Origin of the sequence: Algoriphagus aquatilis (assembly GCF_042657405.1) — a bacterium.
Lineage (GTDB): Bacteria > Bacteroidota > Bacteroidia > Cytophagales > Cyclobacteriaceae > Algoriphagus > Algoriphagus aquatilis.
The window spans coordinates 18202-32539 of record NZ_JBHSKS010000010.1; the positions used below are offsets into that span (position 1 = coordinate 18202).

General features: G+C 44.2%; 10 protein-coding genes and 1 riboswitch. Of the genes, 4 read left to right on the plus strand and 6 right to left on the minus strand.

Annotation, left to right across the window (positions count from 1 at the left end; translation table 11 throughout):
• Positions 1–95 precede the first annotated feature (95 nt).
• The 3 genes from ACFPIK_RS12790 to ACFPIK_RS12800 form a co-directional block, all read right to left on the minus strand.
• On the minus strand, positions 96–2378 hold the full coding sequence (locus tag ACFPIK_RS12790; RefSeq protein ID WP_377915862.1) for a tetratricopeptide repeat-containing sensor histidine kinase: 2283 nt from the start codon (positions 2376–2378) through the stop codon (positions 96–98).
• A gap of 286 nt (positions 2379–2664) precedes the next feature.
• The gene (rseP, locus tag ACFPIK_RS12795; RefSeq protein ID WP_377915864.1) at positions 2665–3978 is read right to left on the minus strand and encodes an RIP metalloprotease RseP; all 1314 of its coding nucleotides are present in this window, start codon (positions 3976–3978) and stop codon (positions 2665–2667) included.
• A complete protein-coding gene (locus tag ACFPIK_RS12800; RefSeq protein WP_377915866.1) occupies positions 3979–5145 on the minus strand; it encodes a 1-deoxy-D-xylulose-5-phosphate reductoisomerase in 1167 nt (388 codons plus the stop codon). It lies immediately after the preceding gene.
• A 215-nt stretch (positions 5146–5360) separates the two neighbouring features.
• Here ACFPIK_RS12800 and ACFPIK_RS12805 point away from each other — a divergent pair, with 215 nt between their 5' ends.
• Both ACFPIK_RS12805 and ACFPIK_RS12810 read left to right on the plus strand, forming a co-directional pair.
• Positions 5361–6800: a S1C family serine protease gene (locus ACFPIK_RS12805; protein ID WP_377915868.1), complete on the plus strand. Its 1440-nt coding sequence runs from the start codon at positions 5361–5363 to the stop codon at positions 6798–6800.
• 65 nt (positions 6801–6865) lie between these two features.
• Positions 6866–7279, plus strand: coding sequence for a nucleotidyltransferase substrate binding protein (locus tag ACFPIK_RS12810; RefSeq protein ID WP_377915870.1), 414 nt, complete (start codon positions 6866–6868; stop codon positions 7277–7279).
• Between the two features lie 52 nt (positions 7280–7331).
• Here the strand turns inward: ACFPIK_RS12810 and ACFPIK_RS12815 are convergent, their stop codons facing one another.
• The 3 genes from ACFPIK_RS12815 to ACFPIK_RS12825 all read right to left on the minus strand — a co-directional run bounded on the left by ACFPIK_RS12815 (position 7332) and on the right by ACFPIK_RS12825 (position 11630).
• Positions 7332–8441 (minus strand): ATP-binding protein, encoded by a 1110-nt coding sequence (locus ACFPIK_RS12815; protein WP_377915872.1) that lies wholly within the window; start codon positions 8439–8441, stop codon positions 7332–7334.
• Positions 8442–8736: 295 nt separating this feature from the next.
• Positions 8737–9789, minus strand: a complete 1053-nt coding sequence (locus tag ACFPIK_RS12820) for a YncE family protein (protein ID WP_377915874.1) — start codon at positions 9787–9789, stop codon at positions 8737–8739.
• Positions 9786–11630 carry a TonB-dependent receptor plug domain-containing protein gene (locus tag ACFPIK_RS12825; protein WP_377915876.1) on the minus strand — a complete coding sequence of 615 codons (1845 nt, stop codon included), beginning with the start codon at positions 11628–11630 and terminating at the stop codon, positions 9786–9788. The genes ACFPIK_RS12820 and ACFPIK_RS12825 overlap by 4 nt, the downstream gene beginning before the upstream one ends.
• A 129-nt stretch (positions 11631–11759) precedes the next feature.
• Positions 11760–11998: riboswitch (cobalamin riboswitch) on the minus strand.
• Positions 11999–12098: 100 nt separating this feature from the next.
• On the opposite strand from ACFPIK_RS12825, the gene ACFPIK_RS12830 reads away from it, so the two are divergent.
• Together ACFPIK_RS12830 and ACFPIK_RS12835 are read left to right on the plus strand one after the other, a co-directional pair.
• Complete coding sequence (locus tag ACFPIK_RS12830) at positions 12099–13265, plus strand: ABC transporter substrate-binding protein (protein WP_377915878.1); 1167 nt, start codon at positions 12099–12101, stop codon at positions 13263–13265.
• 53 nt (positions 13266–13318) lie between these two features.
• Positions 13319–14338, plus strand: a complete 1020-nt coding sequence (locus tag ACFPIK_RS12835) for an iron chelate uptake ABC transporter family permease subunit (protein WP_377915880.1) — start codon at positions 13319–13321, stop codon at positions 14336–14338.

Below are 14338 nucleotides of genomic sequence, written 5' to 3' on the forward strand. Positions count from 1 at the left end.
AGAAATATTCAAATTGAATGATCTGATTGATTCAGTTTGAAAAAAAATACATCTAAAATCTCAAAAGAATTCCCAAAATAGCTGGGTAAAATTCATCACTTGGACTTAGGAAGCGTAATACTAAATTCGGAAAACTCTCCTTCTTTGGATGAAACCATGATTTCACCACCCAATTTTGTAATCATTCGCTTTACAATTGACAACCCGAGACCGGTTCCGGGTCGACCAGTCACATTGGATGCTCGCTTAAAAGGCGTAAACAGTTTTTCCATGTCCTTCTCAGGAATTCCTATTCCATAATCTTTAAGTCTGAAATGAACCAGATTTCCGGCTGAATTCACCTCAAATTCTACGGGAAGCTTTTTGTCCAAATACTTAATCGAGTTCCCCAAAAGATTGGTGAAAATATGATGAAGCAGATCTTTGTCAGAATCGATGATCACCCCTTCATCCGGGATCATCAGGAGGACATTGGTATCTGAATTTTTTGATTCTTTAACTTCTGCAATCAAGTCCTCCAGATAGGGTTTAAGGTTAAAAGGTTCAGACTTGACCTCATACTCATCACTTTGTACCCTCTCATAAAGTAGCAAGTCATCCAACATACCGACCAATCGGGTAATGTTGCCTCTTGCATTTTGGACGATTGTTTTAAACCTAAACTGCAAATCCTCCTGAGAAATTCGGGAATAAAGCAGGGAGATCAATTCAATGGAACTTGAAATATTGGATAGCGGAGTTCTGAATTCATGGGAGGTCATGTGCATCAACTGCTCTCGCAACTCTTTCAAGTTCTTCTCTTTATCCAAGTTTTCTCTGGTCTGCTCCAGTACTTGGTATTCACTGGTAATATCAAGAAGAATTCCTTTAAGAATAACCTGACCCTTTTTATCAGGAATCACTCTTGCGATGACTCGCACTATACTGCGATCACCATCTAGGTTAGTAATGTCAAATTCCTCTTTGAAGAAATCATTGGAACTCGAATAGGTCAAAATGATGCCTTGGAGTTTTTCTTGCTGCGACTTGTCAATGAGACTTTCAAGGGAAAGATTGGACGAACCGCCTTGGCTTGGTTTTACGGCTAGAAGTTTGAAAATAATGTCAGAGATCTCGAGCAGTTCAATTTTTCCATCAGATTTAATCCCCACCTCAAATGTGCCAATTTGGGCGATCTGAAAAGATTTGTCTACCAGTATTTTAAGCTCCTTATTCTTTCTATTTAGATAAATCACCCGAAGAAAAAGGATGAGGATAAAAAACGTAAATACCCCTCCAAGGATACTTAAAAGCATTACGGTAGAAAGTCTTGAATTCAGTTGTTCATTTTCCAGTTGGAATCCCTTGTAGAGCGTAAGTTCAGCTGAGAAATTTTTTGACTGCTCTACTTTTCTTCTTTCTAGCTCTGCTTCGAATCTTTCTTTTTCCCAAAAAATCTTACTTGAATTGGTAAAGTCACCTCGAGTTTCGTATAGATTGATTAAATCAATATAAATCTGCCGAGTTAGAGATTCAGAAAGAAAAATAGCTTCAGAAGAAAGCCCCTGCTTTAGGATATTGATTGCTTCATCAAGTTTACCATCTGCCTCATACATTTTTGCCAAAAACAAAGTAGACTCAAAGAAGGCTACAAAGCTTTCTTGCGCCTTATTGGAATAGTAATAATCCAAAGACTCTTGAAAATATTGCTTTGCTTGGGTATAGTCGCCTTCCAGATAGGCTATCTTACCCCTCAAACCTTGAGTGACTCCAAACCCAGGTACATCTTCCTTTTTGGTTTTTAATTGCTCTGCGATTTCCAAAAAGTACCTGGATGAATCTAGATTGGGTATGGCCGAATAGGAAAAAGCCAAATTAAAAGCAGCCACTCTCACTCGATCGTACTTATTAAGCTGAGAATAAATCTCGTAAGCCCTTCTGTACGGGCCAATAGCCTTTACGGTATCTCCCATGTAGATATAAAGACTACCGTTGGTATTTTCTATGTCCGCTAGGCCTGAATCATCCCCCAAATCAAGGTAAATCTCTTTCGCTTTTTGAATATAATCCTTGGTAAGCACAAAATTACGAGCCTGCACTGAGGCCAAGGCCAATAATCGGTAGCTATTTCCAAGTCCTTTTTGATAGTCGTATTCTTGGGATTTCGCCAATAATTCCAAGGTCAGAGCCAAAGACTTTTGAGGATCAATTCTGGACAAATCCCTCGCCTTTATGGAAAGAGAATCTAATTGCTTCATCTCCTTTTCTGAAGGGCCTCCAACTTGTTTTTCAATCCGGTCATAGTTAAGTAGAACAATGAAAAAGGAGAAGAACAATCCGAAAAGGAGGATCGCAAAAGGATTTTTTAAAAAAGAAAAATTTTCGGAAAGCAATTTCATCAGGAAAGTATAAACTCTTAGGTATTTCTCAGAATTAAGGAATTTAATCACGAAAGGTAAGTAATACTAATTTAACCTGAATTATTAAAACATTAAATTTAGATGAGTGGCGTTTTAATGTAAACCAAGTCCAAAAAAGAATCCCAGAAAAAGTATTTTCCTGGGATTTAGCATTGATTAGATAAGCTTAAGATAAATTATAATATCAATATTTATTAATACACTTTAACAATAAATTATTTACAAACATTAATTAAATGAAATATTTTAATAATTAAATGTGTGTTTAATTGAATAATTTCAAAATATCATTTCCAATAGCAAAGACCATCAAAGCCAATAAAATCACCATCCCTACTTTTTGGGCATTTTCCAGAAATTTATCTGAAGGAGCTCTTCCTGATACCATTTCATATAGCAAAAACATCACATGCCCCCCGTCCAATGCCGGAATTGGCAGCAAGTTCATGAATGCCAAAATCATAGAAATCAATCCGGTAATACTCCAAAACTTCACCCAATCCCAAGAGGCACCATAGATTTTTGCCATGCCGATCGGACCACTGACATTCTTGGCTGATACTTCACCGGTAAACATTTTTCCAAGTGCTTTGGCATTGACGATTACAACACCGAAAGCCCTGGAAGTTCCTTTGGAGATCGCCTCTCCGATTCCATATTCTCTTCTGACAGGTTCAATGAGGGGATTGATGGCAATACCAATTCTGGCTTCCTCGGTGACTGGAATAGACAACGTATCGGTTACAGTACCTCTCTGTCTTACTACCTGAGCAGATTGAGCTTTCAGTGGCTGCAAGGCAGCTTGCATTTCATCAAAATACTGAATCGACTGACCATTTACTGCCAAAATCTTATCGCCGGCAACAATCCCCGCTGATTCAGCACCGCTTCCTTTTTCGACTTCTCCCACTTCAAATGGAAAACGAATAGCGACAAATTTGCTGAATGCCTCTTCGGAATTAAAGGTATTGATAAAGCCTCTTGGAATTTCCACTTTGACTTGCTCTCCATTTCGATCCACGGTATAATATCCGTTTTCACTCAAAAGCGCTGACCCACTAGTCAGCTCTGTGATGCTTTGGTAGGGCTGCCCATTGATATCCAGTATCTTATCGCCTGTCTTTAACCCGATCGATTCGCCGTATTCATAAGCGACGATCCCATTTTGAATGACTTGGTCTCTGGAGAAATAGGTCTCGCCATTGTTGTACACCAGCACCACGAAAATGATAATACCCGTGATTACATTGACAATGATCCCGCCAAGCATCACAATCAATCGCTGCCAAGCTGGTTTGGATCGGAATTCCCATGGTTGAGGCTCAGAGGCCATCTGGGCAGTATCCATCGACTCATCGACCATGCCGGAGATTTTCACAAAACCTCCCAAAGGGATCGCTCCAATCGAATATTCGGTTTCTCCCCACTGGAATCCAGCGATTTTTGGAGGAAATCCGATGGAGAATTTTTCCACTCTCATGCCAAACATCTTGGCGGTAAGTAAGTGACCCAGCTCGTGAAGGCCCACCAGGATTGACAATCCCAGGAGCAGCTGACCCACCATAATTAAAGTTTCCATTTATACTTTTGACTTAATTAAATTTTCAGTAATTGTTCTTGCCTCGGCGTCACTCGCTACATAATCCTCCAGGCTTGGATGCGATTTGAAAGTTGCCTTTGCCAATGTTTCCTCGATCAAATCCGACATTTCAAGGAATCCCACCTGTCGATTCAGAAATGCTGCCACTGCAATCTCATTGGCAGCATTGAGCACGCAAGGAGCATTTCCACCTGTTGCTAAAGCATCAAACGCTAGCTGAAGGTTCCGGAAAGTTTTCCTATCCGGTTGCTCAAAGGTCAAATTGGGATAGTTCGCAAAATTAAATCGCTCAAAATCGCTTTTCAACCGATCAGGATAGCTCAACGCAAATTGAATGGGAATACGCATATCAGGGAGGCCGAGTTGTGCCTTAATGGAACCGTCCTCAAACTGCACCAATGAATGGATGATACTTTGCGGATGCACCACCACTTCGATTTGCTCGGTTTTCAATCCAAAAAGCCACTTGGCCTCGATGACTTCCAAACCTTTGTTCATTAGAGATGCGGAATCGATGGTGATTTTGGCTCCCATATCCCAATTGGGATGCTTGAGTGCTTGCTCTCGGGTGACTGTTTGGAGAAAAGCTCGGTCTTTTCCACGGAATGGACCTCCAGAGGCAGTCAGGATGATCTTTTCGATAGGATTGTGAAATTCTCCGACTAAACATTGGAAAATCGCAGAGTGCTCCGAATCCACAGGGTAAATATTCACCCCATTTTCCCGGGCAAGTGCAGTAATGATTTCACCGGCGACTACGAGTGTTTCCTTATTGGCCAAGGCAATTTGTTTGCCTGCCTTGATCGCATGTACGGTCGGAATCAAGCCGGAATAACCCACCAAAGCGGTCAAGACCACATCGATGGTTTCCATTTCCACCACTTGAGCGATGGCCTTTTGCCCGGCAAATACTTTGATGTCATGAGGGATCAAAGCTTCCTTAACTTTCAGGTAGTTGGCTTCATTACCAATTACCACAGCATTTGGCTTGAACTCCAAGGCTTGGGCGATGAGCAGGTCACAATTGTTTTGTGCGGTAAGGACCTCTACGGTAAATCGATCTGAATGCTGTCGGATCACATCGAGTGTTTGCGTCCCGATGCTTCCGGTACTCCCCAAAATAGCTACGCGCTTGGTTTCTGTCATGAAAGGTAAATTTGATCAAATAAAAACCTTCCCTCATCAGGAAGGTTGCGATCGATGCTGACAAAATTACCAATTGGACTGAATTTATGGGTACAGTTCGTCAGATTTTAAGTCTTGGGATAGTTTTTGATTTTCGAGAGTAGAATTTTCCTTAAACTATGTGAATCGAGGCAGAGATTAAAACTCTCCTCTTTCCCTTTCAGTAAATGGATCTTATGAACACATTGGTCAAATCTTTCGGAATCCCTTTTCTGGCCGGATTGGCCGGAGCAGCCCTTTGGACTGGCATTTCAGCCCAATCGCAAGAGGAAACGGCTAGTTTTACTAACTCCCCAAATTCTTATTCCAGCCAGTTTGCTTCTGAGCCTGCACCAAGAACCTTTGCAACTGATGCTCCAATTTCATTTGTTGAAGCTTCGCAAAACAGCACCGAATCGGTCGTTTTCATCAAAAACTTCAGCGGGTCAGACTACCGACGGTACAGCATGTTTGATTACTTCTTTGGCACCGGTCCTGCACAGCAGGTGAGCACGGGCTCGGGAGTAATCATCTCCAAAGACGGCTACATCATCACCAACAACCACGTGATCGATCGGGCCGAAACCATCGAAGTGGTCCACCAAAAGCGAACCTATCAGGCGAAATTGGTCGGAACGGACAAGAATTCTGACATCGCGGTGCTCAAGATTGAAGCAGTCAACCTGCCAGAAATCAAACGTGGATCCAGCCGAACACTTCAGATTGGGGAGTGGGTCCTTGCAGTCGGCAATCCTTTCAACCTGACCTCTACCGTGACTGCTGGGATCGTATCTGCCAAAGAACGGCAAATCAATATCCTTGGAGGTGATTTTCCTTTGGAAAGCTTTATCCAAACCGACGCACCGATCAATCCTGGAAACTCAGGTGGTGCCTTGGTCAATGTCAGAGGAGAATTGGTGGGAATCAATACAGCCATCCTTTCACGAACAGGCTCCTACACGGGCTATGGCTTTGCAGTTCCAGTGGATGTAGCGATGAAAATCGCCAATGACCTGATCAAATACGGTGAGGTTCAAAAAGCCATTCCGGGAGTCGACATAGTGGAAGTGACTCCAGAATTGGCGGAAGAGATGAAACTCAAAAACTTGGACGGGGTCATCGTCACTCACACCCTCAGAAATGGAGCCGCTCAAAATGCCGGACTCCAGAAAAACGATGTGATTACACGGATCGGAGATTGGAAAATCACAGGTAAAGGCAGCTTTGAAGAAGCACTTTCTTATTATTACCCTGGGGACAAGCTTACCATCGAATTCCAGCGAAACGGAGAATTGAAATCTGCCACGCTCACCCTTCAAAATCTGGAAGGCGGAACCGGGGTAGTCAAACGGGAATATTATTCATCCGCGCTGATCGGTGCAAGATTGGAGGCTGTGAATACCATTGAAAAAGACCGACTTAAAATTCCTTACGGAGTCAAGATCAGTTCGCTGACACGCGGATACCTCAGAGACCTGGGCTTCAGAGATGGTTTTGTCATCACCCATGTCAATGAGATGCCCGCCAAAGACCCCAAAGCTTTAGGAGAATACCTGGAAAAATTCAGCGGCCGACTCAAATTGGAGGGCGTCTCCCCGAATGGGCAACCCTTTATGCAGAGTTACAATGTACAGTAGATTGTCTCCTTCATTTAAAAAATGAAATCTGGGAATTTACCTATCTTTCCTACAAAAGAATCGTCATGAAAACCCTTCCCCAATCCTGCGAACAATGCTTGGAAATCTACTCCAAAGCATTGGATGACTTAGAGCTATATGCGGCACGTGCCAAAAAACTCAAAACCTCCGAAGCCAATCGGGAACTCATCATCAATTTTGAAATCACGCACGAACTCGCACTCAAGTTGATGGGAAAATACTTTGAGAAAATGGGAAAAGGACCTTTTTCTGGAAGCAGGGATTTGACGGTAGAGGCTTTTCATGCTGAATTAATCCATGACGGCAAAGCATGGCTGGATATCGTGATCGACCGGATCAAATACAATCCGGTCTATGAGATGGATTCTCAACATGATTTTGTAGAAAGAGTCCTCAAGATCTACATCCCGATGCTGGAGAAGTTTGAGGACACCATGACAAAAAAGCTGGATGAATAACCAAAGAGCTGCTTCTGTTGAAGCAGCTCTTTTTGGTTTTATTGCAGATGATTCAGTCCTTTTTTTTCAAAATGAATTCCCTAAAATTTGACCGAGTGATCACCTGAAAAATCGGCTTATATTCTTCTTCAAACGAACTTGGCAAAGATGCTTTTTTTGATGGATTCCATTTAAACTCGTAGGCATGGATTCCGCCGTCATACTCTTCGAGATAATCGATCTCTTGCTGAGTTTTAGTCCGCCAAAAGTACCTGTTGTACTTTTTCCTACTGTATTCCATCATTTTCATCCGCTCTGCCATCAGGAAATTTTCCCAAAGTGCTCCGATATCATTTCTTAGGCTGATGGGTTGCAAATTTCTGATCAAGGTATTTCTCACTCCATTGTCATAGAAATAGATCTTTTTGTTGGTCTTGATTTCATTCCGAAGATTTCTACTAAAGGTACCCAATCGATAAATTACATAGGCCTGTTCTAACAGATCGATGTAACTGATCACTGTCTTGGTATCTATTTGAAGATTTCTTCCCAATTCATTGTAAGAAACTTCATTTCCTACCTGAAAAGCCAACAACTGAAGCAATCGGTAAATGACATCCGGCTTTTTTAAAATGCCAAGTGCTAGAATATCCTTGTAGAGGTAGCTTTCCACCAATTCATAAAGGAGTTCCTCTTTATGAATTGGATTTTTTACGATTTCCGGATAAAAACCATAAACCAGCCGGTTTGGCAAATCCTGCTCGGCCGTCAGATATCCGACCTTATTCTCATACTCCTCCCAACTCAAAGGATAGAGATAAAAAGTAAGTTTCCTTCCTGTCAGAGGTTCTTGAGACAATCCCGAAAGTTCAAAAGAAGAGGAACCACTCATAATCAAGTGGACTTGCTTCATTTGGTCATGAATTAGCTTCGCAGTCAGTCCAATATTTGGTATTCGTTGAGCTTCATCGATGAAGACATAGGTATGCCCGCCGATGAGGGATTGAAGTTGTGCAGTGTTTGGGGTATCCAAAAGTGTCCTCACTGTGGGATCATCCCCATTAAGAAAAAGGGCATTTTTACCTTCAAGAAGCGCCAGAATAAGTGTAGTTTTCCCCACTTGCCGGGGCCCAATCAATAAAATCACCTTATCCCGATCAAAGGATTCAGAGATAATTTGCATCAGATTTCTGGAGAAATTCATCGGCTCAAGGGCTGGATATATGAATTAATTCAACAAAAGTAATAACTTTTATGGAACACAATCCATAAAAAGCATTACTTTTATGGAATACGATCCACAAAAAGCTTTACTTCCATGGATTCCACACCACCTCTTTTGCCTGCAGACCTGCTTGCAACATGCAAGTCTCGCAGAAAATATTGAAGGTCAACGCAGAAGCCATTTAATCCTGAGACTGACCACTGAGACTGCTTACTTCTTCCAAACTTCCATGCCTCCAAACTACCATCCTTCCTCACCTTACCAAAAATCCGGAAGGCCCTCTTCCTACTTCTAGGGTCTTGACTACAGATCCGTCTTTTCGATACACGACCACTTCTCCATTGCCTTGGAATCCCTTGGCATTGGCCACATAGATTTCCTTTCGATCTTTATCAAAGCCAATCCCGTAAAACCCACTGCCTGTTTTCCAGCTTGGAATCAAGGTGGAATCAAACAGTGAAAGCACCGCGATCCCATCATTGTAATTTGGCCAGCCTGAACTCGTCAAAAGGTAAATCCGGTCATCTTCTCCAAAAGTAATTCGGCTGGTGGCATTGGCGACCGAGAACTGTCGCAACTCCTTTTTAGTCAGATTAGTAGGATTAATTGACTGGAAGTAAACCTTTTGGGAATCGTAAGAATACAACCACAGATCACCCCGCTGCTCAAAAAATTGAACAGGAGTTCCAGTCACTTCCAGGGTTTTTGTCACCGTCTCGGTATCCGCATCGATGATTTCGATTTTCCCTTCTTCCGAACCAGCCACAAACACGTACTTACCAAAGACATACAGGTCTTCGGGCTTATTCGAAACCTCTATTTTCTTTTTGACAGTACCTCCAAGTTCGCCTGAAACCACGGCGACAAAGGAATCGGGGGTGTTGTAGCTCGCATCATAAGGTCCATAATCGGATATAAACAGCTTCTCGCGAGACGTGGCAACAGACCTCGGCTGATCCAAATCACCCACCACGGCGCCGATTGATTTGAAGGTTCCTGGATTCACGATTTCTACCTTTCCGGTATTGGCCACCAGATACAAGCGGTCTTCTTCCAATACCAAATCTTCCAGCAATCCCGCAAATGGACGTCCATTTTCCAGTTCAAAAATATTTTGGGATAATGTCCCCGAAGAAGGATCATAGTGAAAAACTTCCCCATCATTGGCACCAAAGGCACCTTCGTTCATTAATAAAATTCCCGAATCATACTTGCCACGAGGACGCTCATTCCCACGAGGCTCACAAGAGAAAAGAAGGGCGATCAGGGCCAAAGCCCACAGTTGGTTTTTAAACAAATACTTCATAGTAAAAGAGTTAGATTAAATTGATAAGATCGACCGGGCATCGCCCGCAAGTAAAGCACTTGGTAATCCCGATCGAGCAGGTTGAGTACCTGAAAGCTGATCGGGAGTTGAAGTTTTTTCCATCGGAGTTGGGAAAAAGAAAGCCGCGCATTCCAGAGTTGATAGCCACCCAAGTCTCGGGCATTGCCGGTGCCGATGGAGCGGGGCCCCACATAGAAAGTGGAAAGATTGATCGAAAATCCATTTCGCTCCGATTCCAAACTCCCATTCGCCTGATGCTTGGGAGTATAGGGGAGTTGCTGGGGATTTTGAGCATCTGAGGTCAAGTCCAAAGCTTGAGAAAACGTATAGCTTCCTCGAGCTTCCCAATTCCAAAACCCAGTTTTCCAAGTCACTTTTCCCTGATATTCCATTCCCTGATTTTGCACTTCACGGATATTCTGCGGACTCCAAGTAGCTCCCTGAGGCAGCCAAATAATCCAATTGTCCACCTGCATGCGGTAGTAAGTCAGGCTTTGCTTCCATGCAAAATCTCCCTTTTTGAGCCAATGAAGACCGATTTCCCCATTCATACTTTTCTCGGGAAGCAAATCGGGATTTCCTCCCGGAACCCAAAAGCGGTCGTTGAGTGTGGGTACTTTGAGGCCTTTCCCCGCAGAGGTTTTGAGCAAAAGTTGACGATTGCCTTTTTCCCAAATCAAAAAATCCATCCCAACACCCGGAAGAAAAGGCTCCAACTGATTCTGATAAGCGAGCTGTCTGAAATTCGCTGAAAAAGACAAGCGCTCATTTGCCTCCCACTTGGCACTTTGATACAACTCAATCCGCTGATCAGTGGCCGAATAGGTACTCAGATCGCCTTTGGCAAAAATACCCCGAGCTCCAATTTTGAAGGTCCAGTTTTCGAATTTCTGTACATCCCAATCGGTGGCCAGCAGGAATTGACGGGTGCGGTTTTCACTGGCATTGAAGATGAGTTGATCAGAAACCCAACCTGCTTTGACATTCCAAATGGAACTTTTTCCAAAACGGAAATAGTCCAGCACTGCCCGCCAACTTTCATCTTGCTGTACATCACGGGTCACAGAACCCATCACCGGCTGAATTTGTCGGTTTGCCCGATTCCACCAAAATGAGGCTTTCAGCTGACTTTTGTCTGAAAGATTCCAAGCGGCATCCTGGACCCATCCGACCTGCTCGGTTTGGGCATTTTGTGCTCGGACTTCTGGAGTTCCTGGTTTGGAAAGGTCTCGGAAAGGAAAATCATTGACTGCAAACTGTCGGTAAATCTTGGTTTGGGAGTTAGAGCTTTTGCCCGAAAATCCAGCCGAAAAGGCCGAATTACTTAAACCAAAACTGCCAAATACTTGACTCAATCGCCCATTGAAGCCTTGGCCAAACTGGGCTTTGGTACCCAAATGAACACTACCTCCGATCGCCTCATTGCCGAAAATTGCTCCCGAACTCCCAAAATGAACTTCTGCCTGATCGATAGCCTGGATCGGCAAAATACTTAAATCACTTTGTCCGAGAGAAATGCTATTGATGGGTAATCCATTCCAAAAAACTGCCGTGTGGCCTGCCGATGTTCCGCGAAAAGAAGGAGAAGCGAGCATTCCAGCTCCGTATTGCCGCACAAAAACGGGAGATTTTTCCTGGAGCAAGTCACCTAGCGATCGAGCAGCATAGGCTTCCAAGTCCTTTTTTTCAAAGGAAACCACCTTTTGCCCTTGGGCAAAACGATCCAAGGCGGGCGCATACACCGCCACCTCAGCCAAAGCCACTGTGTCCTGTGAGGCAGAAAAGCCTAACAGGGAAAACATCCAAAATACCAAGGTCATGTCCGATCGAAAAGGTTTAGTCCAATCGATTCGGCCTTGAGAGAAATTAAGAAAGAAATGAAAACATACCCATCCGACACAGGTCGGCTGAGAAATCGACAAGTCTTCTTCGCTTTTCCTCCGAAAGCACAGAATCAGCTGATCTAGGCAGGTCTCCTGGCTTGTCTGACTTTTGCCGGCCTTCTCACCCTTTTCCTTTCGGATCCGGACAATGGCGTAGTGGTGCAAAAGTACTTCCCCGAGGATAATCAGGGCAGACTTACAGTTGCGGGGACAGCTCCGGTTTTGCACCGGATTCCCTTTTAATCTCAAGCTCCAATCCCGAAAGCAATCGGGATGGTTTGAGAACCAAAATCGATTCAAAGTAAAGTGATTTTTATCCGGCAGAAAAATGGAGGAATGTTAAAAATTTTGGAAAGCAGCGGAAATCACGGTTACCTTGGTAGAAAATTTCTCTCCTATTTCTAGATGAAAAACCCTTTTTCAACATTCAATTCCACCTATTTTTCAGCACCTTATCTCCTACTCACCGGGTGGGTGTTCTTGATTTTTTCCTGCGAAAAAAAAAGTGAAACGACCAGCGTAAAAACTCCAGTTACTTTGGAGTTTGCCCAGGGCTTTAAACTTTTTCAAGGAGAAAATTTCTGGGAAATCCACGTGACCCAAGGCTATACAGGAGCGGAGAAAACCTATCGCTACCTCGTCCTGGAAGAAGGAGCCGAACTCGAAAAAACCGGCTTTGATGCAGTGGTTCAGCTCCCGATTTCCAAGGTGATTTTGACCTCGACCACGCAAGTTCCCCACCTCGATATGCTGGGTGAAACGGATAAATTGATTGGGTTCCCGCAGACCGATTTGATCTCTTCTCCTGCCACTCGTGCTCGGATAGATGATGGCAAAGTAGCCGATCTGGGCAGCGGACCTGCGGCCAATCCTGAGCTGGTGATTGACCTGCAACCGGACTGGATCATGATTTCGACCTTAGGGGAAGATCTGCGGTATCTGGATCTTTTTGCGCAAGCGAATGTACCTGCCCTGATTAATGGAGAATACGTGGAGCAAAATCCGCTCGGAAGAGCCGAATGGATCAAGTTTACAGGGATTTTACTCGGGAAATACGAGGAGGCAGTTGCGGAATTTGAGAAGATAAGAATGGCCTATCAGGAAGCAGAAAAACTTGCTTCTCAACTCCCATTGCACAATCGTCCCAAGGTACTCAGCGGGGTCATGTATCAGGACATTTGGTACGCTCCGGGAGCCGAAAGTTGGGGTGCGCAGATTCTTCAAAATGCAGGCGGAGACTATGTGTTCTCTGACCAAACAGGCTCTGGCAGCTTGCAACTCAACTATGAATTCGTTCTCGATCGGGCTGCAGAAGCGGAAGTATGGATTGGCTCTGCTGACTTTCCCGATGTCAAAACCATGGGAAGCAACGAGCCGAGATACCGGAATTTTCAGTCTTGGAAAACAGGTCAGATTTATACCTACACCGCAAAAAAAGGAACCACAGGAGGCTTGGAATACTTCGAACTCGGCTATGTGCGCCCCGATTTGATTCTCAAAGACCTGATCAAAATCCTCCATCCAGCACTTTTACCCGAGTATGAGTTATATTTTTATCAGAAATTAAATTAATCGGAAATGATCGCCGAGGTTTGTGTCTCCACAAACCTCTTTTGAAAAAATAAATGCCTATCCGCACTTACCTCTTTCCCATCGCCACCCTTCTCCTCGGCCTGAGCTTCTTGCTCAATCTGAGTTTGGGTTCGGTGTGGATTCCTTTCGGAGAGATAATCGACGGATTGGTTTCAGGGGACTGGGCAAAAACATCATGGGAGCAAATCATCCTCAACTATCGCCTCCCCAAGGCTTTGGTAGCCATTTTTGCCGGAATCGGATTGAGCTTAAGTGGCCTGCAGATGCAGACCTTTTTTCGAAATCCCCTTGCGGGACCTTTTGTGTTGGGAATCAGTTCGGGTGCAGGTTTGGGAGTTGCCACCTTGATGTTGGCAGGTTCAGCATTGGGTTTTGCCTTAAGTGGAATTAACGCTTGGGCCATTGCCACGGCCGGGATTTTAGGAGCAGGATTGGTGCTTTCGGGAGTGAGTTTGGTGGCTTGGCGGGTCAAAGACAGCATGACCTTGCTGATCGTCGGATTAATGTTTGGCAGTGCAGTTTCGGCGGTAGTTTCTGTACTATCCTTTTTCTCTGGAGCTGAGGCATTGAAGCTCTACACCGTTTGGTCTATGGGGAGTTTGGGCGCTTTGGGCTGGTCTCAGGTTTCGATTTTAGGAATCTTGCTAGCCTTAGGAAGTCTGCCTGTTTTTCTTTCCATCAAGACCTACAACGCCTTGCTTTTAGGAGAAAACTATGCCCGAAGCATGGGTATCCGCACTGAACAAATGCGGTGGGTGATGATCGTAAGCACGGGAATTTTGGCAGGTGGAATCACGGCATTTTGCGGACCGATTGCCTTTTTGGGCATTGCGGTGCCTCATTTGGCGAGGATGGTTTGGAAAAGTTCGGATCATCGGGTGTTATTTCCGGGTTCGGCACTGATCGGAGCGATTTTGCTGTTGCTCTGCGATGCGGTGGGGCAATTACCCGGTTCGGCGAGTACTTTACCCATCAATGCGGTGACTTCGCTGGTCGGAGCGCCCATCGTGATTACTCTGATTTTGAGAAAAAACTTCAGCAAAGACTTTTGA